This is a genomic window from Flocculibacter collagenilyticus (assembly GCF_016469335.1).
Classification (GTDB): Bacteria; Pseudomonadota; Gammaproteobacteria; order Enterobacterales; family Alteromonadaceae; genus Flocculibacter; species Flocculibacter collagenilyticus.
Window position 1 is genome coordinate 3,726,905 of the sequence record NZ_CP059888.1, and the last position, 25,804, is coordinate 3,752,708.

Below are 25,804 nucleotides of genomic sequence, written 5' to 3' on the forward strand. Positions count from 1 at the left end.
GTTACCACTCCATGTCAAACTGGCTTTCTGAGTCAGCCTGCTCTGTCATTTTTTGTTCTATCAATTTGGCGCTGTCAATCAGATCTGCTAAACGAGCAATCGTTTGTTCGTCCATCAACGCCTGTAGTGTAATTGTGACTGCGAAATCGTTATTAATTCTATTCACTAGACGCATTGCGGTGATTGAGTTCCCCCCTAACTCGAAGAAGCTAGCTTCAACGCTGACTTCATCTATGTTTAGTAACTCACTCCACACTGCAACCAGTTTGCTTTGCGTTTCGGTGCTGGCTGCCACAAAGCGCGCGCCAGCTTGTTGCTCCGCTAAGTTAGCCAGCGCCTTGCGGTCAATTTTACCATTAGCACTTTTCGGTAATGCCGCTAACACTTCTATCGCCGCTGGTACCATATAATCCGGATAACTCGCTTTCAGTTGTGCCATCAACTCATCTGTCAATGTTGCCTGCTCTGACGTTCCAGCTACCACAAAGGCAATTAGGCGTTCGCTGCCTTTTTCACCTTGCACATCCACTACCGCTTCACGCACGGCTTCATGTTGATACAGACTCGCTTCGATATCGCCTAGCTCAATGCGGAAACCGCGTATTTTTACTTGATTATCATTACGGCCCACATATTCCAGCTGCCCTTGCGCATTCCATCTTACTAAGTCTCCGGTGCGATAAAGTCGCGGAGCAATGGTGTTCGTTGCCTCACTGATAAACGGGTTAGCAATGAATTTTTCTGCTGTTAGTGCTGCTTGATTCACATACCCTTTCGCTACGCCGTGACCACCAATATACAACTCGCCTGTGACGCCTTGAGGACACAGCTGTTGCTGTGCATCCAATACATAAAGCTGGGTATTTGCCATGGCACGACCAATCGGAATACTGTAGCTCAGTGCACTTAAGTGTTGGCTGACATCAAATATCGTACACCCTACGGTGGTTTCTGATGGTCCATAGTGGTTAAAAATTTGGCTGTTTGGGAAACGTGCTTGCAGTGCTTTCGCTACGCTCACCGGGAAGCTTTCACCGCCTATTACAAATACGTGACGGCCAGCAATCTCACCTGCTGTTAGCTCTAATAAGGCGCTAACGTGCATCGGTGTCATACGCAGTAGTTGAGCCTGATGTGACGTTGTTAAATGGGTAGCTAAGTGTGTGAGCTCATCGTCAAGTGGTAGTAGTTCAACACAGCCACCTGCCAGTAATGGTAAGTACAAGCTCGGGACGGTAATGTCGAAGCCGTGTGACGTGACAACCACTGAGCCCATTAATCCTGTGTGATAGTAACTGCGTTGTGCATAATCACAGTAATCAATCACGTTATGATGCGTCACTTCAACGCCTTTCGGGGTGCCCGTTGACCCTGAAGTGTAAATCACATAAGCACTGTCATTACTGTGATAGCGAACTTGGTCTTCATCTAACGCATCACTATCATAATCGTGTAACCAACTGTCTTCGGTAAGTTCGTCTAGTAACAGTAAATCAATGCCTTCGACGGGAAGATTTTCTACCCAGTCTGAACAGGTAATAACACATGCTATATCGGCATCTTTAATGATTTGTCCTAAACGCCCTTTGCTGTTTCTTGCTTCAAATGGCACATAACAACATCCTGCTTTTAGCGTACCGAGTAAACTCACCATCAACGCGGCATTGCGTGGTAAATAAATACCTACGCGTGGCGCGCGCGCTAGGTCTTCATCTTCAATAAGCTCTTCGTATAAACATTGACTTAAACGATTAGCTAACCCATCTAGCTCTTGATAACTGAGGCTTAATTCGCTGTCGCGTACAGCAATTGCATCTGGGGTTTGCGCGGCCTGTTGTGCAAACTGTTCGGCTAAATGCGCCAATGTATCTGAGCTAGCAGGTACGGCGTTGCGTTCACCTTGACCTAGGGCTATCAGCGCTTGCTGTTGCTGCTGCGTATACATCTGAGTATGTAATTGCTGTGTTGTGAAGGTAGCACCACTTTGTGCCGTTAACATATCAAGTAAACGGTGCATATGGTCAACCATTGCATTAATGTCTTCTTTGTTGAACATTGCCGCTTGATATACAAACTTGATACGCAATTGCGCACCACTGCTTACATTGAGCGTTAACGGTAATCCATTATCAATATAGCTATCTAATTGAGATACCTTTAATAAGCTGTCTGACGCATCTTGCTTTAACGCAGCGTCTAACGGGTAATTTTCAAATACCATGATGGAATCAAATAAGCGACCAATACCAGACTGCCCAGCCGCTTCATAAATGCTATTTAGCGGTAAATAACCAAAATGATTATTATTTTGAAAAGCAATTTGAAGGGTTTGAAGCTCGTCACTGATCGCTAGGTTTTGTGCGGCTTTCACTCTTACAGGCACGGTATTGATGAATAAGCCAATCATATCTTCAACACCAGCGACTTCTGGTGGGCGACCTGAAATGGTCGCACCAAAAATCACATCGTCACGACCACAATAACGGCTCAGTACTTGTCCCCACAAAAACTGTAATACGGTATTAACTGTGACTTTGTGCTGTTTTGCCCACGCGATTAATTGACTGTTGGCATTGGTATCTAAATTGAGCTGTGACGTGCTTAATCCTGCCTCATTTACCGACGGTGCTGGTAAGCTTAGCTCCGTTGGCTCTGCATTCTTTAAGTACTGTTGCCAATAATCTACTGCCGCATCCTGATTTTGTGCCGTTAGCCACTGAATATAGTGTTGGTAAGGCTTAGTATTTGCAGCCTGAAGCGGACGCAAATCAATTAAATCTTGATAATACTGCATCACATCACGATAAATCAGTGGCGAGCACCAACCATCTATTAAGGCATGATGATAGCTCCACAACATATAGAAACTATTCGTTGATAACTTAAAAACGGCAATGCGCGTTAGCGGCGCACATGTAACATCAAAACCACGCGCGGCATCTTGCTGCTTATAATCTGCTAGTGCAGCACTAACTTGTGGGTCACTGTAATCTGACCAATCTTGATAATGCCAATCTAATCGTGCTTCTTTTACGACTAATTGCAACGTATGTAAGTCCGTTTCAACAAATGCTGTTTTAAATATGTCATGTTGATTGATAACGTGCTGCCATGCTTGTTGAAACAAGCTCGGCTCTAAGTAACCGGTTAAAGTTACCCCTGTTTGTGCAATGTAGGCGTTATCTGAAATAGCACTTTGAAATAACATGCCTTGCTGCATCGCGGTCGCTGGATACAACTTGTCGATATGATAACGTGTTTGCCACTGCGTTAAGTTTGCTTGAGTCACAAACGGTTGTGTTAAATAACGACCAAACTTGTCACTGATGAAATCACTCGGTGTTAAAGTCGGCTGTGATAGTGTTTGGCAATGCTCTATAACATCACCTAAAGCATCATGAATTGCATCTAAGAATGCCTGCATACTTTCAGTGGTATATTGTAACGCGCTAAAGTCGAGCGTCATCTCAAGTTGTTGATTAACCACTTTGCTGATTAACCCCATACGATGGCGACGCAAATAATGATCACTCACCGCATTGCCACAACCTTCATTTGAAAGCGTAAACTGAGCATCATCACTGCCTGATTGATCTAGCTGCCCTAAATAGTTAAATAGCAGCGCGTGATCGTCATCTTGCTCAACGAGCTCATCGGTATACTGAGTTAACACACCATAACCGATCCCATTGTTCGGCACGGCTCGAAGTTGCTCTTTAACTTGCATGATAACCGACGCAATACTCGGTTTAGCATCCTTTCCAGATATATTCAGTAGTACTGGGTACTTACTCGTAAACCAGCCTACTGTCTCTGTGATGTCTAACTCTTCAAACAAGTCTTCACGACCATGGCCTTCCATCATCACTTTTAACTGTGCGGTTTCATCAAGCTGATGACTCGCCCACATAATACTGGCTAATAATAATTCGTTAATTTTGGTGTTATAGGCAGAGGTGCACTGGGTTAACAATGCTGACGTTTGTTGCGCAGATAACGCAATAGATAACGCTTTAGCCGTGCCTTGCTGTGCTAGTCCTAGTGATTGTGCTGGTACATCATTGCTACCTTCAAATAAGCAGGGGGATGGTTTCTGCTGAGCTTGCCAAAATGGTAACTCTGTACGCAATACCTCGCTTTGTGCATAGTGATTAAGTTGCTCTGCCCATGTTTGCAATGAGGTGGTTTTATTATCTAGCGCGATGACTTCTCCACGCTGCAACTGTTGCTGCGCCTTTGCTAGATCAGCAAGAATAATACGCCACGAAACGCCATCAACCACTAAGTGATGCGCAACAATAAACAGGCGTGTTTGTTGAGTTGGTGCATCTGCACTGCTTTGCAACTGCACCAGTTTTAATAATGGTCCTTCACTTAAATCAAAGCTTTCTTGATAATGCTGACACCTTGCTGCAAGCCAGCTGTTATCGCTTTCATTACTTGAGTTAACTTCATTAAACACAGCCGCTTTGCCAAGTTGAGTTGTGATCTCATCATCTTGATAGACGGCCTGCCAACGAGCATCCGCCTTAACAAACGCCAATCTTAGGGCATCGTGACGCTGGTACAGCGCCGTAGCGATAGCCACTAAGTCATCAGCCGACATCGGTGTTGGTAATGCTAATAGAACAGCCTGATTATAATGTGCGACTGACTGTGCGTGTTGCTCATCACATTGCATCGTTTGGTTTAAGAACGACGCTTGAATTGGTAGTAAACGTTGCTCACCCGTCACCTGCGTTTGGCTGGTTGCGGTAACTGATGTGTCTTTAACTTGCTCCGCTAATTCTGCAATCGTTTGATATTCAAATAACAAACGCGTATTCACTTTCAAACCTTGTTTAGCAGCGCGTGACGCCATTTGAATGGAAAGAATAGAGTCTCCACCCAAACTAAAAAAGTTATCATTAATGCTGACTTGTTCTACGTTTAACAGCGCTTGCCAAATGTCACATAATATCTGTTCTGTTTGATTACGCGGCGCTTGATACGCTCCCTGCTGCAAAGCGTTACGGTCAAATTCAGGTAACGCCTTGCGGTCAATTTTGCCATTGGCACTTTTCGGTAATGCCGCTAACACTTCTATCGCCGCTGGTACCATATAATCCGGATAGCTCGCTTTCAGTTGTGCCATCAACTCATCTGTCAATGTTGCCTGCTCTGACGTTCCAGCTACCACAAAGGCAATTAGGCGTTCGCTGCCTTTTTCACCTTGCACATCCACTACCGCTTCACGCACGGCTTCATGTTGATACAGACTCGCTTCGATATCGCCTAGCTCAATGCGGAAACCGCGTATTTTTACTTGATTATCATTACGGCCCACATATTCCAGCTGCCCTTGCGCATTCCATCTTACTAAGTCTCCGGTGCGATAAAGTCGCGGAGCAATGGTGTTCGTTGCCTCACTGATAAACGGGTTAGCAATGAATTTTTCTGCTGTTAGTGCTGCTTGATTCACATACCCTTTCGCTACGCCGTGACCACCAATATACAACTCGCCTGTGACGCCTTGAGGACACAGCTGTTGCTGTGCATCCAATACATAAAGCTGGGTATTTGCCATGGCACGACCAATCGGAATACTGTAGCTCAGTGCACTTAAGTGTTGGCTGACATCAAATATCGTACACCCTACGGTGGTTTCTGATGGTCCATAGTGGTTAAAAATTTGGCTGTTTGGGAAACGTGCTTGCAGTGCTTTCGCTACGCTCACCGGGAAGCTTTCACCGCCTATTACAAATACGTGACGGCCAGCAATCTCACCTGCTGTTAGCTCTAATAAGGCGCTAACGTGCATCGGTGTCATACGCAGTAGTTGAGCCTGATGTGACGTTGTTAAATGGGTAGCTAAGTGTGTGAGCTCATCGTCAAGTGGTAGTAGTTCAACACAGCCACCTGCCAGTAATGGTAAGTACAAGCTCGGGACGGTAATGTCGAAGCCGTGTGACGTGACAACCACTGAGCCCATTAATCCTGTGTGATAGTAACTGCGTTGTGCATAATCACAGTAATCAATCACGTTATGATGCGTCACTTCAACGCCTTTCGGGGTGCCCGTTGACCCTGAAGTGTAAATCACATAAGCACTGTCATTACTGTGATAGCGAACTTGGTCTTCATCTAACGCATCACTATCATAATCGTGTAACCAACTGTCTTCGGTAAGTTCGTCTAGTAACAGTAAATCAATGCCTTCGACGGGAAGATTTTCTACCCAGTCTGAACAGGTAATAACACATGCTATATCGGCATCTTTAATGATTTGTCCTAAACGCCCTTTGCTGTTTCTTGCTTCAAATGGCACATAACAACATCCTGCTTTTAGCGTACCGAGTAAACTCACCATCAACGCGGCATTGCGTGGTAAATAAATACCTACGCGTGGCGCGCGCGCTAGGTCTTCATCTTCAATAAGCTCTTCGTATAAACATTGACTTAAACGATTAGCTAACCCATCTAGCTCTTGATAACTGAGGCTTAATTCGCTGTCGCGTACAGCAATTGCATCTGGGGTTTGCGCGGCCTGTTGTGCAAACTGTTCGGCTAAATGCGCCAGTGTATCTGAGCTAGCAGGTACGGCGTTGCGTTCACCTTGACCTAGGGCTATCAGCGCTTGCTGTTGCTGTACCGTTGATAAAGGTAATGACGCAATGCTGCAATGTGGTTGCTGCAAAATAGTACGCAATAGTTGCTCGAAACTTTGTCCCAGTCGCGCTATCGTTTCAGGTAGAAATAAGTCCTTTTTAAACTGCCACTGTAAATGCAACCCTCGCTCTGACTCTGTCACGTTCAGATCTAAATCAAACCGTATTTGCTCGTCATAGCAAGCAAAGTTACTGATCGTAAAATCAGCTGCGTGCATTTGGAAGTCGTCTAATTCATGGTTTTGCAGTAATAACTTCACTTGGCATAGTGTGTTGTAAGCTAAGCTACGCTCAGGCTTTAGTTCATCTAGCAATAATTCAAACGGCACCTGCTGATGACTAAACGCATTTAAGGTGAATTCTTTAGTTTGCGCTAATAGTTCTGCAAAAGTGAGCTGAGGCTCAAGCTGCGTTCTAAACGCTAAGGTATTAATAAAGCAACCAATTAAATGGCTGACTTCAGATTGTTCACGACCTGCAACAGGCACAGCCATTACAATGTCGTTTTCATTACTCCAACGCGATAACAGTACGGCAAATACCGCTTGTAACGCCATAAACAACGTAATGTTATGTTGCTGACAAAATTGTTTCAGTTCATCGAATAGCGCTTTATCTAACCACTGAATATGACTCAGTGCAGTAAAAGTTTGATGAGCACCTCGCGGCATATCCAGCGGCAGATTATGCACATTCGGTAAGCCAGATAGTTGCTCACGCCAAAAGGTTAATGACTCAGCTAATTTACCCGACGTTTCTGCTTCTCGTTGCCAGTTAGCATAATCTGTATATTGCACTGGTAGCTCTGGCAGTTGCGCAACCGTTTGCTGTTTTAGGCTGGTATACAAAGTGCGAAATTCATTCACTAATATATTAATCGACCAACCATCAGAAGCAATATGATGCAAATTAATCAGTAGCACACCTTCATCATCAGTAAGCCGAACAAAAGCAACTTTTAGTAGTAAGTCTTTGCTTAAGTCGAATGTGCTATTAGCATGTTGATTGGCCAGTGTTCTTAATTGAGCTTCTTGATCATCAGTAGCCGAGATAGATAACAAGGTTAACGAAAACTCAGGATGCTGATTGATGATTTGATAAGGAGCCGCGCTTTCGCCAGACAGGTCAACAACATTGCTTGCATGAAATTGCGTTCTTAATACTTGATGTCGTTTTACAATTTCAGCAAAAGCTTGTTCGGCTAAGTTCGTATCAAACTTACCCGATACTTTAAATGCCCCAGGCATATTGTAGTGACTGCTTGCACCTTCTATCGATTCCACCATCCACAGTCGCTGCTGTGCAAATGACAATGGATAATGCCCAGATTCACTATGAAAAGGTTGAATACTCGTCTGATTGGCGTGCTGCTTTTTCGCATTTTCACTTAGCCATTCAACTAGCGCTGGCTTATTTTGTTTAAATGCGTGTAGTACATCCGGTGTAATTAATGACTTATCGCCATAAATTTGAATATTGCCGTCTTCAAGAACAAGGTTAATGTTGTTACACAAACACCAATCAATTAATGCCTTTAAATTCATATTGTGAACGCCTTCTCATCTTCCTGTGTTGCAACTTGCGTTAATTGGTTATAACTGTCCATGGCTTCTTTCTCGGTATAAGCAACATCCACTACCAAACCTAGGTCTGATAATACGGGCGCATCAAATGCCTGACGCATGGTGATCGTAAGTCCTAGTTGTTCCTGTATTTCACCAACTAAACGCATCAGTAATAAAGAATGGCCGCCTAACTCAAAAAAGTTTGCATTGCGGCTAATATCCGACACATCCAGTTTTAATAAATCTGACCAAATCTGTACCAGCTGCTTCTCTGACTCTGTTTCAGGTGCCACATACGTTTCTTGCACTGCTAACTGCTGCGGTTCGGGTAACGCATTACGGTTAATTTTTCCATTATTGGTTTTTGGTAACTCTGCCAAAAATACAAACAAGTCTGGCACCATATAACTAGGTAATGCTTGCTTCAGCTGCTGCTGTAGTTGCACTTTAATTTCGTCATGCTCATCTGTTGTGGCAACGATATAAGCCACCAGCAATTGCCCTCGTTGCGGATGCGCATTCACTACTACCACACACGATTTCACTTGTTCAGATTGCTCAAGGTGCGTTTCTATCTCACCACACTCAATACGGTAACCACGCAATTTAACTTGATGATCTTTACGACCGACAAACAGTAATTGCCCCTGATTATTCAGCCGAACTAAGTCGCCCGTTTTATAAGCGGTAGCAAAAGCAGGACTGCTACTTAAGTTATTTTTAACAAAACGCTCATTCGTTAGTGCTTCACGTTTGTAATACCCTGTGGCTAACGCTGAACCCGCAATGAGTAACTCACCTTCTACCCCCAGAGGGACAGGCTGCATCGCATTATCGACAATATAAAAACGATAGTTGGCAAAAGGCTTACCTAACGAAACAACTTCATTTTCCACAACTTCTTGGCAGCTACTCCACACCGTAGCTTCTGTTGGCCCGTACATATTAAAAACACGAGCATCGCTTTTTTGTTTAATTGCAGCCTTTAATGACTCTGGAAACGCTTCCCCGCCTACAAATAAGGTGTTTAAACTTGCTAATTGCGCTGGTTTTTCAACCGTTGCTAACCAACTCGCTAAATATGACGGCGTACACTGCATGTGACTAACTTGGTGCTGCTCAATTAATTGCGCCAAGGAAACCGAACTCTCTTCGTCGGTCTCGTCCGCAACACTCATATTAACGTCGTCTTTTAATAACGCTAAACGCTGTAAGCTTTGTAAGACACTTTCATTGTCGATACCAAAATCGATTAAACAGCTAATTTCGTCAACATCAAGCTGTGCCACTTGTTGAATAATGTCGCGACACCGCTCAACTGAGCCAAACAGAGTGGCTGTTTTATAGTAACGATTAAAGGCAACTTCTAATACTTGCTCTTGATCTAAATCAGCCCCTTCACTGCCGGCACTGCGACGCACAGAATTTAATAGATTAAGTGACGTTGCTAAATAGCGCTTAAACGGTGCTTTCACTTTTTCTAGTGTGGCTTCTTCCGTTTCACCTACATAGGTGTGCAACGTGAGCGTGACTTGCCCTTCACCTTGATGCCCTGCTGCTTGCCATGCATCACGATACAACTTAATTTTTTGTTCTAACTCACCGAAGGTTTGCCCTAACATGTGCGTTAATAGATTTAAGCCTAATTCGCCCGCACGCTTGAAGGTGTCAGGGTTGCCTGCTGCTGTCATCCACATACTTGGCAGTGCTTGAATTGGCTTTGGATAAATCTCAACGGTTGTGTCTTGTGCTACACCATTTTGGCGAGTCACACTATTACCTTGCCACAACTGTTTGAATGTGTCGATCCCTTGTTCTAATAATTCGTAACGCTGCTGATAAGCATTAGGAGCCAATGTAAAGTCATTCGCATTCCACCCAGAAGCAAACGCTAACCCTACGCGACCATTAGATAAATTGTCAATAACCGACCAACGCTCTGCCACCTTTATTGGGTTATGCAACGGCAACACGCAGCTTCCTGCACGAATTTGTACATTGCTTGTAATGGCTGCAACGGCTGCACCAGTGACGCTCGGTTCTGGATAGATGCCACCAAATTCTGAAAAGTGACGCTCTGGCGTCCATACCGCAGTAAACCCGTTATTATCAGCAAACTTAGCACCATCCAGTAATAAGCTGTACTTATTGCCCGCCTGCACCGAGTCATTACCAAAATAAAACAAGCTGAAATTCAGCGGTTTGGTTAAGCGCAAAGGCTGTTGAGTAGATGCAGAGTGATCGCGTTCTTTGGCGACAACAACATTAAACCCATTTGCTAACGCCCCAAATATTTCCAGTACGGAAATATCAAAGGAAATACTGGTTAATGCTAACCAAACACGATTGCTGCCATTTTGCCCGCTCACTAGCTTATCCTGCATACCGCTCAGGAAGGTTAATACATTGGCGTGGCTTATTTGCACGCCTTTAGGCTTACCCGTCGAGCCTGACGTGTAAATCACATACGCCAAACGTTCCGCGTTATCACCTAATGGTAAGTCAAGATTGCTACCTGCTTGGCTGCCAATAGCGGCACTGGTTTGCTGATCGGTTAAAATAATGCGCTGGGCTTGCTCATTAATCCCCATTAACGTGTGGCTTTTGTCACTAATCAACCAACCACATTGACTGTCGTTTAACATATAATTTAAACGCTCAGCAGGGTATTTAGGGTCCAAAGGAATATAGTGCGCGCCCGCTTTTAGCACAGCTAATAATACCGCTACCATGTCATTACTTCGCGGCATTGCAACTGCAACACTTTGTCCAACTTGTACACCTTGCGCTACCAAATAATGGGCAATTTGGTTAGCTCGTTGATTTAGTGCTGCGTAAGTCCACTCAGTTTGACCGTAACACAAGGCTGTTTGCTGAGGCTGCTGTGTAACTTGTTGCTCAATGAGTTGATGTAACCATGCCGAGTCGGCCTCTTTAACATCGGTGTGTTGTGGCTGTAGGTATTGTGTGATTTGCTGGATGTCATCGTCAGCTACCACTGGCAGCGCATTAACTGCTTGCTGAGGCGATGCAATAATACCATTAAGTAGTAATTCAAAACTTTTTGCTAAGCGTGCAATGGTTTGTTGCTCAAATAATGCCGTAGCATACTCAAACTCCAGCTCAAGTGAACCATTTGCTTCGCGTACGTTTAAGGTTAAGTCAAACTTAGCGGCAGTATGTAATTTATCAAGCTGAGTAAGTTGTAAGTTTGGTAGCGTTAAGCTTGCATCTGCAGTGTTATTCATCGCAAACATCACCTGAAACAACGGTGTGTAGCTGGCTGTACGCTCTGGCGATAAACGCTCAACTAACATTTCAAACGGCACGTCTTGGTTTTCCAACGCGGCCAAATTAACGGTTTTAGCTTGTTGAAGTAACTCACTAAACGTTACATCACCAACTGCCAACCTTAATACTAAGGTATTGGCAAAATAACCAATAAGCGTTTCTAGTTCAGGCTTTCTGCGATTAGCAACAGGGGTGCCCACCACAATATCTTGCTGATTACTAAAACGAGAGAGTAAAACTGAAAACGCCGTGTGTAATAAAATAAACAGCGTTACATTCTGAGTTTGCGCTAATTGGTTAAGCTCAGTAGTAATGCGATTAGGCAGTGTGCAAGTAACTCGGTCACCGGTAAAGGATTGTTGTACTGGACGCGTAAAATCTAGCGGTAAACTGTGGATGGCAGGTAAATCGGCTAATTGTTTCTGCCAATAAAATAACTGTGGCTCTAATGCTGTCGCCGTTAGGTGCTGGTGTTGCCAACTCGCATAATCTAAATATTGTACTGGTAATGCAGGCAGCTGTGCGTCTCTTTGTTCTACCAGTGAATGATATAGCGCCACAAATTCTTTCACTAATACACCAATTGACCATCCGTCGGTCACGATGTGGTGCATATTAATCGCCATCATACCACTAGTAGGTGACGTGAATGCTACACATCCGTTTATCAATAAGTCTTCTGCAATATTAAACGCTGTTTGAGTATGCGCTAAAAGTAGCTGCTTAGCTTGCTGCTGATCGTCTACATGATGCTCTGAAAACGTAAACGTGTGCGTGTTGCTAACCGTTTGACTCACCACACCTTGGCTGGACGAAAATTTGCTTTGCAGCACTTGATGGCGTGACAAAATCTGATTCATAGCAGCATTGGCGGCGTTCACATCAAACTGCCCCTCAAATGCAAATGCGGCTGGTAAATTATATTGTGAATGGCTGCCGTCTAGCTGCTCAATTAACCATAACCTTTGCTGAGAGAACGACAAGGGTTGTGGTTGCTGGCTATCAACTGTCTCAATACTAGCCGTTAAGTACGACGCATTAGTATTTTGATGGCGCTTTAAATAATCAATTAACGCTTGTTTATTGTTACGCAGTAAGTCGAGTAACGAGTCAGATATTTCATCATCAAAGTAAAGCTCTAATTCGTTTCCGTCTAGGTCTAGCTGAACGCCTTCATCGGCACATTGCAGTAATATTTTTTCCAACATCATTTGTGGCACCATCCCCTGCTATAACACTATTTTTTTATTTTTCTTTTGTTCTTCAAACAACATAAACTCTGTTGCCCCTTTGGCCGAGTTGATTACGCCATCAGCGCAACTGCCTTGCCATGCAGCTCGTACAAAGCCACCTTTATAACTATTTTCAAAGTCGAATATCCCCCACACTTGCGAGCACGACGTTTTTCCCACATCAGCTAGAAAGCCGGTCATTTGATCGGGTTCACAATATTCTTGAGCTAACCATTCTGGATTATCAATATGCTGCTCTACATAGCGCAGCCAAGTGTCGGTTGGGGTAAACTTACCCACTACAACATCGATGCCTTGTAACGACTTTGCCTTTTTTAACACAAGGTGTTGTTGTTGCTCGATTAAGCGTTTCTTTAATGCTTCGCGAGCATCGTGCGAACCGTTAAAACGCCCTAAAATTTGCCCCCACGGTACAAACTTATTAATAAATGCAATTTCGTCGGCAGTTAACCACTGCTGTACTCTTGATTCATGCATCACAGGCATTAAGTTTTTGTTATTAATCCAAGTAAAAATAGGCGCATCCGGTACATAGCATTGCCCTTCCATATTGGCGCGCACAAGATGCATTAGTGGCTGTTGTGGAATTTCTTCTTCCGTTGATAACAGCACCGCATCAATTTCTACCCCTTGATAAAACACTTTATCATCGTGATAGTTAAGATCTTCAATTGCACCAATTGAAAATAGCTGGCCGTGATCAAAAATATGGTGGGTGACCTTGGCAAACAACGCTTCAAGTATGCTTTTCATTTCAGCATATTTGCTTTCAAGATCTAGCACGATGACGACATTACCACGCGCTCTGGGCTTGAGTCTGCGAACTGAATTGATGACTGAAGCAAATAGCGCTTGCAGTGCTGGCTTGTACTTTACATTCCACTTCGACATGGTAGCGTCTTGCGCCATAATGGCGCGCATCGCAGGTTCAAAAAAGTCCACCTGCCAGCCTCCAATTTGGCTACCCGCATTAATTTCAATTAACTTGATTTGACCTTTTGAAATAATAATATCGTGACGCATTAAAATGTCTCTCGCGTCTACTTTATATTCTTTCATAATTTCAAAAAATAACGGTGACTCACCAATATGCTCGGCAAATGCATTACCGTCTTGCTGCGCATACACCATATAAACCTTTTGGAAAATACGACTGAGTGACGCAGTAACTTCATCAAACTCATCAACTAATGCCTTTGAAATAATCAGCGGCACATTGTTCACGGTATAAATCGTGGCGTACATATCAACAAAACTACGATACTCATCTTGTTGAGGCACCGAGTTAAACGCAGGTAATGGCGCTTTTTGATTAGACGATAATAACTCAACTAGCTCGCTATATTTCTTCGACAACAGCATGTCGATTGAATGAGCCTGTTGGCTAGCCTGTGGCTGTTCACATCCCATTTTTGACATTAGAGTAATACCTTTTTCTTGTTTTTATTCTTAGCAAATACTTGCTGTATCGCTTGTTGATGCGTAATCGCCGCAGCGACTGCCTGTACTGAAGCATTCTCAAAAAAATCTTGGTAGCTGATAGTAACGTTAAAATCGCTTTGTAATCTGGCAAGTAACTGTGTCATTAACAACGAGTTGCCACCGATATCAAAGAAGTTGCGATTAATACCCACTGATTCTGCCCCTAAGATTGACGACCATAGTTGGCAAAGCTGGCTTTCTAACGGCGTGCTAGGCGGAATATCAGCCTCAGCTTCTAATGTGGTGGTTGTTAGTGCGAGTAATGCATGATTATCTACTTTACCGTTTTCCGTTTGTGGAATAGCGGCTACTACAGTCATTGAGTCTGGCCTCATATAATCTGGTAATTGCTGAGCTAATGCAGACTGAATTTGCTGCTGATTAATCAACGCATTAGCCTCATCAACTTCATCGCCAGCCACATTATCGGCTGCTAACACTACATATAAACGTAACTTAACGTCGCCTGATGACTCATCCGCCAATACCACACATTGCGATACTGTAGGTAAGGCTGCACAGGCCACCTCAAGCTCAGCGAGTTCAACACGGAAGCCTCTGATTTTCACTTGTCGGTCTCGGCGACCTAAGCAAATAACATTGCCAGCGCTGTCATAGCGCCCTAAATCGCCCGTTAAATAAAAGCGCTCTTGTTGCCCTGCTATACACATAAAGCGTTGCGCTGTAAGTGCATCATCATGCAAATACCCTAATGCTAAACCATGACTGCGAATTGCTATTTGTCCTAGTTCCGCAACGCCACATAATTGTTGCTGATCATTTAATACTAATAATTGCGCCCCCTTTACACCAACACCCGCAGGTGAGACATCAGGCAAGTCATCAACATGGCTGTCAGACTTAATCACGTAATAACCAACAGCACGACTGGTTTCCGTGGAACCATAAAGGTTAACTATCTGCATATTAGGCGCAAACTGCTTAAATTGGCTAACATGCGCTTTAGTTAGCTTCTCGCCAACAAAGAAACAGCAATGCAGCGACGATATAGTTTGAGTGGCCGATGTCTGTGCAATGAGCGCCCCTAAACTTGGCGTTAAGTGCAATACGCTGATGCGCTGCTCAATTAGCCAGCGCCCTAAACGGTCATATTCAAACTCGGATTGCGTCGGTACAACCAACGTGGCACCTAGCATAAGTGGCGTGAACATATCGCGATGTAATGGGTCGTGCACCAATCCAGATAACATGCCAAAGCGATCAGTGTGAGTTAAGTTAAACGCTTGCGACATCCACGCATTAAATTGCGTTAACGAGCGATGGCTGCCTTTTACGCCTTTTGGCTTTCCTTCAGTGCCCGAGGTAAACGCAATGTACGCCGTATCATCGGGTTGCACATTATAGGCTACGTCTGGATAAGCCGTTATGCTATAAGCTTGAAGCTGCTCGGCATCTAGTGCCACGATAATGCCACGCGATAATTGTTTCGCATAGTCCGCGCCATTTTGATCTAGTGTGATAATCACCTTCGCTTGGCTCATAGACACAATATGATGACTGCGCTCTGCTGGCCAGTTGGCTGACATCATCACAAAAGCTGCGCCCAGCTTTAATACAGCGAGCGTCGCACACACTTGTAAGTCGGTACGTGTTGTCGCAATCGCGACTGTATCGCCGGCAGTTACCCCTTGTATTTGCAACTGCTGCGCGATACCACTGGTGATGTTATCAACCTCTTTGTAGGTCCACTGACGATTAAGGTGCTCTATTGCAACCGCATTGGGTTGGGTTTGTGCTTGCTGCGCAATTAAGTCTGTCACCGAGCCTGGCCATGGCATATCCAATGGCTGCGCCATATCTGGCAGTGATACATTGCTTAGTCGTTCATCATCACTATATTGGTTAATCATTGAAGGCGTTAGTGAATATGCTCCACATGGCATATCAGGCTGCATAATTATCTGCTGCAATAGCGCAACATACTGCTGGGCAAACATGACTATCGATGAACGCGCAAACTTGCTGGTATTGTAATTAAAACGAATGACGGTGCTTTGCTCATCGTTTTCTTCAACAGGTTGCACATACAGGGTTAAATCAAATTTACTTGCTGCCGTATTACTTATTTCGATGTCTGCTGTCACCGCGGCGTTTTCATCTTGCGTATTGATCGTTGGTAAATTAAGCATGTTGAAGAACACTTGGAATAACGGTGTACTTGCTGTTCCTTGCCCTCTTACGCCCTCATGCTGCTCTAAGATACTTTCAAATGGCACATCCTGATGCGCAAGCACTTGGTGACTATTTTCAATTTCCTGCTGTAACAAGCTGACAAATGATTGTTGCAGGGTTAACTGACTGCGTAGTGGCAAGTTATTAATAAAATTACCGACAGTCTGCGCTATCGCAGACTGCATACGCCCTGAAACGGGGATCCCTATATTAATGTCTAGCTCACCCGTTAAACGCGCCAATAATAAAGCTAAACCACTGTGCAATACGTTAACTAAGCTGCCATTATGCTTATTCGCTAATTCACCAAGCGCAACGGTCAACTCATTATCTAGCGTTATCGTGTATTCAGTTTCATCTAGCTCTGCCTCTGTTGGCGCATCAAACGGCAAACTGATTCCGTCATTACACCCTTTCAAATACGATTGCCAGAATGCTAAAGAGTCGGCCATTGTTTGGCTGGCCAACTGCTGTTGCTGCCAATGTGCATAATCAAAATAGTCTACTCGCTCGCCTTCAGCGCTGAGCTGTTGTTGGTTGAGTAATTGCAGTAAATCTTGAACAAATAAGCTTAACGACCAACCATCTATCAATAGATGATGAAAATTAAAATGTAAGAATGCGCGTTCTGGCGCTACTTGAATCATCAGGGCAGACCATAATTCCGCGTTTTGCGGTGTCTGTGCGTCCGTTGCGGCTGCATTAATGTTAAACACATGCTCACTATGCGCTGTAACAAGTTGCTGCCGAGCATTTTCAATATGATATTCAGCTGTACAGTCGTGATAATTAAGCTGAGGACAAAAGTCTGGATTAATCTTTTGAGAGGGTTGATGATCGCGTAATTGTAGCTGCATTTTCAATATTGGATGACGTTCAGCCAGTTGCGCTAAGCACGACCCAACTTGTTGTTGTGTAACGTTACCCTGCAACCATATACCGCCGACGATATTGTGCTCTGTGGTTGCCCCTTTGAGTTGTTCAATAAACCAAATACGATACTGCGAGCTGGATAACGGTGCCGATGTTAATCGCTGAGCGGCTAATGGAGTTAGTGACGATACCTTCTCACTATCAGCTTTATGTTCTGAGTTTACACGTATGTGGTTATCTTGGTGTTGCTCAATAACCTTCGCTAATTCAGCTATCGATTGTGCTTTATAAACCCATTGCGGCTTTACTTGAATATTGTATTGTTGTGCGGCTAAATGCACCATGCGCGCAGCCAGTAAAGAGTGGCCACCAATTGCAAAAAAGTTATCGGTAATACTGATTGAGTCTCGACCCAATAATTGCTGCCAAATCGTTGCTATTTGCTGCTCTAACTCCGATGTTGGCAGTTGAATACGTGTTGCAGAGTGTTCCGTACTTTCGGCACTTGCATGTTGGTTAATACTTGGTACAGGCAGTGATTTACGATCTATCTTGCCATTAGGCGTTAATGGCAGCGTATCCAAAACCATTATATGTTGCGGCAACATGTAATCTGGCACAAATTCGCTTAATGTCTGGTTTAACTGTAACGGTTCAGCGTAAATCTGGCTGGCTTGCTCGTCGCTTATCTCTTCTAACGTGATGTACGCGACTAGCTGCTGATCATCCTGTTTGCTCTCCAGCACGGTGACTACGGCTTCTTTCACTAATGCTAATTGCTGCAAGCCTACTTCAATTTCACCTAATTCAATACGGAAGCCTCTTAGCTTAACTTGGTAGTCAGTACGCCCTAAAAACTCAAGCTGATGCGCTTCGTTATAACGCACTAAGTCACCTGTTTTATACAGCTTGCTTCCATTTGGCGTTGCATCAAAATAATTATCAACAAATTTCTCTGCTGTCATCTTAGCCAAACCACGATAACCTTTCGCCACACCTTCGCCGCCTAAATATAACTCGCCCGGCGCACCAGCAGGCTGAAGTTGACCGCCTTGAGCAACTACATAAGCTTGCGTTTGTGATATCGGCTGACCTATCGTTGGCGCTTGATTCATAGGTGAAGTAAATTTAGCTACCGTAGAGTAAGTTGTATCTTCTGATGGGCCATAAAGATTATAAACCGCATGAACAGACGTGGTGGCTAATATGTGATTAACGACCGACGCGCTTAACGGCTCACCCGCTAAATTAATTACCTGAGTCGATGCAGGAACGGCTCCCTGCTCTAATAACACCTTCATTGCTGAAGGCACAGTGTTAATCAAACTAATGTCTATCGTATTATTTGTATAGGTGCTATCGAGTAAGCTTAACGCATCTTTGACAACAACACATTGACCACCTGCGGCTAGCGTCACAAAAATCTCAAACACTGACAAATCAAAGTTAAGTGACGTACTCGCCAATACTGCACGCAAATCACTCGGCTTGAAATATGCTAACGCCCATTCTACCAACGCCAATGCGTTGCGATGCCTTATTTCGACTCCTTTGGGCTTACCCGTTGAGCCAGAGGTATAAATAACATATGCCAAATGTTCAGCATTTATTGCCGATAAGCGCTGAGCTAAATCAGTGTTAGTTTGTGCAATAGACTCCGCTAAATGCGACGTCACTGAATTAACATCATGCAGTTGAACGTCATCCGTTGCCGTAAATAGTGCTTGATGATGCTGATTGCATATAACATGCATCTTACCGTTATTAACGGCAGCGCAATCATCAATGATATAGGCTAAGCGCTCTTTCGGGTAACTTGGATCAAGTGGAATATAATGTGCGCCCGCTTTCAATATTGCTAACACAGCAATAATCAGATGGCTATCACGATCAAGTGATACCCCTACAGCATCACCAAGCTGAACACCGCTCTCAATTAAGTGCCCAGCTAATTGATTTGTTCTTAATTCTAAGTCGGCATAACTTAACTGCTCATTCACCGCTGACACCGCAATTGCATCAGGGTTTTTCTGTGCTTGCTGCGTCACTAATTCAGTTAAATGCATTGCCGAAGTCGACGCACCTGCCTCAACCGATTCTAGCTTAGCTGCCGCAGTCACTAATGGCAGCGCACCTACCGATGTTGTTGGCGTATTTAACATTGCATCCAACAACACCGCAAAACTCCCTACCATGCGTTGCATTAAAGCAGGTTCAAATAGCCCATCTGCATATAGCCACTTGAGTGCCATGGCATGACCATCATGCTCAACATGTAGCTCCAAATCGAAACGAATATTCGTTTCTTCAACATCGATAAGCGCTGTATCAAGCCCTTCAAATGCAATCGTTCGCTCAGATACTTCTTGATAATTAAATAGTAGCTGCACTAACGGGTGGTAACTTTGGCTGCGCTCTGTGACTAACTGTTCAACAAGTTTACTCAGTGGCACATGTGCGTACTGAGTTGTGGATATATAATCTTGATGTACTTGATGTATTAAGTCAGTCACACTTTGCTGAACATCCAGTTCACAACGATTAGCTAACACGTTAGTAAAACAGCCCACCATTGAGTGGGTTTGCTGTAAATCGCGGCCAGTGTGCGGTACCCCAATCACGATGTCGTCACTATTACTCCAGCGTGACAATAATATGGTATATGCAGCTTGTAATATTGTAGATGGCGTTACTTTTAATGTGGCTGCGAGTGTTCGCAGTTTTTGATATTGTTGTTCGCTCAGCGTTTCGGTAATGCTGTGCCCCATGCTGGCTTGCTGCGCCACACGCGGACCAATAACGGGTAGCGTATGTAATTTAGGAGCGCCCTGCAATTTAGCCTGCCAAAATTCCAAGTCCTTTTGATTAATAGGTAAGCTCGACGCTTGGGCATAAGCGTAATCGGCATAGGTTAACGCTTCCGTTTCCATACTTACTACTGTTGAAGCGGCTAGTATTGACGGGTCAGCATCAAGAGATAGCGCATAAGATGCAGATAAGTCTTGGGCAATAATATTTAACGACCAGCCATCACATATAATATGGTGCAACGTAATCAATAACACATGTTGCGTTGCTTCTGCGTTACCGCATGTTGGCTCAATGCGTAATAATTTAGCACGCATTAAGCTGCTACTATTAAGCGCGAGTGGCGTTGCCATTTCTTGTGTGACGTGCGCTTGAATGTTCTGCGCACTTGCTAGCTGGCTTAATTCAAATGGAAAGTTAGCTTGCTCGGAAAAACGTTGGGTAACACCAAGCTCGCTATCAATCAATTGTGTGCGTAACACCTTATGGTTTAATGCAACTTGGCGTATCGCCTGCTCCATAGCATGTACATCTAATTGACCTGTCAGCGTTAATGCAATGGTCATATTATATTTTGCGCTTGGCCCTTGCGCTTGTTCTAATAACCATAATCCCGCTTGCTGTTGCGATAATGGGATGTCTGCATATTGTGGTGCGGCTTCAATAGCCGTGTTATTGATGCCATGTTGAGGCTGACATTGGCTTGCATCAATAAATGCAGCCATTTCATAAAGTGATGCATGCTGAAATAAGTCAGGTAGCGTCATCGCAATTAAAAATTGCTCGCCAATACGCGTCAATAAACGAATGGCTAACAATGAATGCCCACCACACGTAAAGAAGTCACTATACCTGCCAAGCTCTTGCACACCTAATACGTCAGACCAAATGCCAGCGAGCTGTTTTTCTGTTGATGTATGCAATGATTGATTGCTAGTACCCACCGCCATCGGTTTAATTGGCATTGCGGTTAATGCTTTGCGATCAATTTTTCCGTTGGGCGTAAGTGGCATGCTAGGCAATACGGTGATGATTGTTGGCACCATATAATCTGGCAGTACATTGGCCAATGTGGATAAGATCTGCTCTCCCTCAATATCAGCTACTTGCTGGTTTTCTTGAGCATTGTCATCCGCTACAACGTAAGCAATTAATTGTGCATCTTCGTATTCACCATGCACGACCACAATCGACTCTTTAATGCTGGGTAAGCGGTTTAGCTGATGCTCAATTTCACCTAACTCAACGCGAAACCCTCGGACTTTTACTTGATGATCTAAGCGTCCCAGAAACTCAAGTTGACCTAGTGTAGTTAAACGCACTAAATCACCAGTGCGATATGCAATGTGATTGCCTGCGGCCTGACATGGCGCAAACTTTTCTGCGGTTAATAGCGCGTTATTGCGGTACTGTTTAGCAACACCGGCTCCTGATAAATACAGTTCACCTGGAATGCCTAACGGCTGTATTTGCTCATCTGAAGCTACAATATATGCTTGCGTATTTGCAATTGGGCAACCAATGCTAGGTGACACTGTAAGAGGCTTATCAAATACGGCAAAGGTTGAATAGGTTGTATCTTCAGATGGGCCATACAAGTTATACACTTGCTTAACCTTCGTGGTGATTAAAATATCATTAACCACTGTTTTTGCTAAGGCTTCACCCGCTAAATTAACAACACTTACCGATGACGGTATCGCGTTCATTTCAAGCAGTGCTTTCATTGCTGAAGGCACGGTATTAATTAAGCTAAGTTCGATATTGTGACACTGCTGTAATGTAGTCGTAAAGTCAGCATCGAGCAGTGCCAATGCATCTTTCACGACAACGCAGCATCCCCCCACACTCAACGGGACAAAGATTTCAAATATCGATAAGTCAAAATTAAGTGACGTTGAAACTAGCACATTACTGAGCTGCTGTTGGGTATATTGCTGCATTGCCCACTCAACCATTGCCACGGCATTTTGATGAGTGATCTCTACCCCTTTAGGTAAACCAGTCGAGCCAGACGTGTATATTACATAAGCAACGTCGTTTGCAGCAATTTGTGGCGCCACAAACGGCCCCGGCATATCAGCGTCGTTTGTATTTGCCAAAATGTCTGCAACAAGATGTAAACTGACATCATTAAATGTCTTCAGTAAAGCGCGGGTATCCGTTTCGGTCATAACATGTTGAATATGACTGTCATTGATGATGTGTTGCAAACGACTACTTGGGTAATTTGGATCCAGCGGAATATAAGTCGCGCCTGTTTTCATAATACCTAAAATAGTACTCAGCATACTGAGGCCACGCTGCAAACACACCCCTACCGAGGCGCCACTTTTTATACCTTGTGCTTGTAAAAACGCAGCGACCTGATCAGCTTGTTGTTGTAAATGCTGGTAAGTGAGTTGCTGCTCGTTAAAAACGGCAGCCGTGCTATGTCGGTGCTGTTTAACGGTTTGCTCAAACAAATCTATCAGTGTTGTATTGGGATTCAGGGAAATATGTTGGCCATGAGTAAACTGTGTAATGAGTTGCCTTTCACAAGGCGGCACTACCTTTAATTGATTTACGCTAGCATCAGGGTTTTTAACCATTTGCTCAATGGTAAATTGTAAACGTTTACCAACTAACTCTGCTTCTTGTTCCGTAAAATACGCATGACTGTAATCAAGCTGCAATTCCACCATGCCTTCATCACCATAATCCCAAATGGTTAATAGCAGAGGCGTCGTCTCATGGTTATTGCTTAAATATACTAGTTTGGCACGGTGACCATTAAAGTTGAGTTGGCTATCCAATTTTAAATAATTAAAGCCCACTTCATACAATTCAGATTTATCGGTTAATCCGTCTAATTGTGAAATAACATGGCCCATCGGGAAGCGTTGGTGCCTAAATGCCTGCTTTTGCTGTAAACCTAACTGTTTGGCCAATTGCAACAACGGCATGTCTCGAGATAATTGAATATTAAGTGGGTTAACACCCACGGATACACCAATAGATGACTTTTCTTGAAACCCTTTACGGTTATGAGACGGAATACCAAAGGTAAAGTGCTCAACTTGATACGTGTTGGCAAAGTAAGATGCCGTACATGCTAATAATAACTGCGCCAGCCCTAATTGGTGGGTTTTGCTAAGTGCAACCAGTCCATCAAAGTCCGCTTTATTTAATCGGGTAATCGAGCGGCCACTAGGTGTTTTTTTCTTTTCAAATTGAGTTTGGTAAAACGGCGTAAATAATTTTTCTCCCAGTTGCGCACAATGCTGGTGCCAAAAGGCTTGGTCTTTTTCATATTTCGCTGAGGTTAGATATTGCTGCTCTTTTTCAATCGTTTCTAGCCACTTATCATTGCCTTTAGGAATATCTCCGTTATAAAAACAGCATAAATCATAGGTCCAATTAGCAAATCCCCAACCGTCCATAATTAAGTGATGTGCTAAACCAATGTAGCGATATTCTTGCTCTGATAGTTTTAATAAATACGCTTTAAATAATTCAGACTCGTGTATGTTAATCGGCGTTTCAAACAGCGCCGTTAACCACTCATCAGCCGCTGCCGACGGGTTCTCATGCTGAGAAAAGTCTATCAGTGGTAAACACGTAGTGCGCTGCTCCGTAATATATTGATATACGTCAGTATCGCCACTTTTTACTCTTACACCAAATGCAGCATAACTTTCCACTAGCGTTTTATGCGCAGCTTCTAATTTAGCAATATCTAGCTCGGCTAAAGTCATATAACCACCTATGTTGTACATAGGGTTATTCATGCGGTGCAACTGATCGAAATATATATCGCGTTGACTAAGACTTAGCGGATATATCTTTGTTTCCATGAAATTTCTGCCTTTAACACACATACTTATTTACCTGTAAACAGGCTTATTATTCTTTGAAGTACTGTTCATCATGTAGTTACTTATACGATTGACGCCATAACTACATGATGATTGACATACCTTACGCTCAGGCTATGTACTTATTTAACTGAATACATGACTAAGATACTTTCTGTGCCTTACTGCCATATTCAATATGTGACAACTTACCTTCATTAAGCACAATGGTTTTATCTGCAATATCAAAATATCTATCGTCATGACTTATCACCACAATAGCCTTACCTTGCGCTTTTAAGTTAGGCAAAATCTGGTAATAGAACACATCTTTAAACATAGGATCTTGGTCTGCCGCCCACTCATCAAACAAGTACAATTCATTGTCATCTAAGAACGCAATTAATAAGGCAAGACGTTTACGTTGTCCGTCCGAAAGATGAATGGTTGAGAAGTTACCATTCTTTACCGTTACCTTATCTTCCAGCTTAAGCTCTTTAAGGTATTGGTTAACAACGTCATCGCTGACTTTTGAATTAACACCTAAAATACGATCGAATAGATAAAAATCAGTAAAGATTGCGCTCACTCGCTCACGGCAAGATTTTAATGTGTCACTATTTACTTCAGTATTACCAAATAAAATACGACCACCGCTTGGCTGATAATAAAGTGAAATAACTTTAGCTAATGTTGATTTACCAGAGCCATTACCGCCGATTAAGAAGGTAATTTCGCCTTTTTCAATTTCAAAGCTCACTGGACCAACCGCGAATTTACGATCTTCGCTATTTGAATACTGATAATGCACATTATCAAACTTAATCGTTTGCCATTTAGGCAGCTCAGACACTGTTTCATTAATGTCTTCACTCGGAATTTCATCTAATAATGCATTGACTTTGCGCAATGACACCCGCGCTAAAAAGATTTGAGGAATAAAGCTTAATATCACTGCCACGGGTGCAGTGACATACAGTAGCGCCATGATGGTACCAATTAGCTCTTGTGATGTGATCGAGTGGTAATTAATAAAAATATAAGTCACGAAACCAATCACAAAAAAGCTAATTAGATCGCCATAATTCATGGCCGCACGTACAATAGTAAAACCTTTTTTATCAAAATCGAGTACCGTTTTTTCCGTTTTTAGCAACACATCATTAAAGTAGCTATCAGACTTATTGCCCGCTAACTTAAGTTCTTTTGCACCATAAATTAAGCCACGAATTGCTTCTTGTAGGTCATCCATGTGATTACGTGCTTTTGCAAAAAAACGGTTACCAAAAATCATCGGAATTTGATACGTCACCACACCAAAACCAATGGCACTAATCACATACACAAACACTTTAGAGTTTAAGTACAGTAAGAAACCAAGTGTGCCCATCAGGGTAACAATATTAACCAGTAAATCTGGCAACATTCTTGCGCCCATAACGATGCGTTGTACATCGGTTGCTATGGTAGCCACTAGCTTAGCTGATCCCATTCTTTCTAGGTCACGAATAGGTGCTTTCATGATTTTACGATAAATATGTTCACGTAAATCTTTAATCACATCAATCGAAATACGAATTAAGGTGATTTGCGAAATAGAGCGAGCCACTAAAATAAACAAGCAAGTGAAGAAAAACAGTACCGCTAGTTCGTAATTTTGTACGTCTACCGACAGCACGCTTTGCACGTTTTGATCAACCGCGCTTAACCCTTGCGGATGATCAGCTAAACTCATCATCACAATCGGAATTAAGAAGGCATAACTAACCCCTGATAACGCCCCCAACACAATGGAGATAAAAACCTTATTAGGTGCTTTTTGGCTAAATGTAGAAAACAGTTTCATTGTATTGTAC

General features: G+C 43.4%; 5 protein-coding genes. All 5 read right to left on the reverse strand.

What is annotated here, in order from left to right:
• Position 1: 1 nt before the first annotated feature.
• The 5 genes from HUU81_RS16455 to HUU81_RS16475 all read right to left on the reverse strand — a co-directional run bounded on the left by HUU81_RS16455 (position 2) and on the right by HUU81_RS16475 (position 25,794).
• On the reverse strand, positions 2-8,191 hold the full coding sequence (locus HUU81_RS16455; RefSeq protein WP_199609983.1) for a non-ribosomal peptide synthetase: 8,190 nt from the start codon (positions 8,189-8,191) through the stop codon (positions 2-4).
• Positions 8,188-12,714, reverse strand: a complete 4,527-nt coding sequence (locus HUU81_RS16460) for a MupA/Atu3671 family FMN-dependent luciferase-like monooxygenase (protein WP_199609984.1) — start codon at positions 12,712-12,714, stop codon at positions 8,188-8,190. The genes HUU81_RS16455 and HUU81_RS16460 overlap by 4 nt, the downstream gene beginning before the upstream one ends.
• 18 nt (positions 12,715-12,732) lie before the next feature.
• Complete coding sequence (locus HUU81_RS16465) at positions 12,733-14,175, reverse strand: hypothetical protein (protein WP_199609985.1); 1,443 nt, start codon at positions 14,173-14,175, stop codon at positions 12,733-12,735.
• Positions 14,175-23,948 (reverse strand): non-ribosomal peptide synthetase, encoded by a 9,774-nt coding sequence (locus HUU81_RS16470; protein WP_199609986.1) that lies wholly within the window; start codon positions 23,946-23,948, stop codon positions 14,175-14,177. Before HUU81_RS16470 ends, HUU81_RS16465 begins: the two co-directional genes overlap by 1 nt.
• A 163-nt stretch (positions 23,949-24,111) precedes the next feature.
• Complete coding sequence (locus HUU81_RS16475; RefSeq protein ID WP_199609987.1) at positions 24,112-25,794, reverse strand: cyclic peptide export ABC transporter; 1,683 nt, start codon at positions 25,792-25,794, stop codon at positions 24,112-24,114.
• Positions 25,795-25,804: the final 10 nt, after the last annotated feature.

Excerpts from the sequence above, each read along its gene's own strand:
- HUU81_RS16475 (WP_199609987.1), bottom strand. The coding sequence starts at position 25,794 with ATGAAACTGTTTTCTACATTTAGCCAAAAAGCACCTAATAAGGTTTTT.
- HUU81_RS16460 (WP_199609984.1), bottom strand. The coding sequence starts at position 12,714 with ATGATGTTGGAAAAAATATTACTGCAATGTGCCGATGAAGGCGTTCAG.
- HUU81_RS16455 (WP_199609983.1), bottom strand. The coding sequence starts at position 8,191 with ATGAATTTAAAGGCATTAATTGATTGGTGTTTGTGTAACAACATTAAC.
- HUU81_RS16465 (WP_199609985.1), bottom strand. The coding sequence starts at position 14,175 with ATGTCAAAAATGGGATGTGAACAGCCACAGGCTAGCCAACAGGCTCAT.
- HUU81_RS16470 (WP_199609986.1), bottom strand. The coding sequence starts at position 23,948 with ATGGAAACAAAGATATATCCGCTAAGTCTTAGTCAACGCGATATATAT.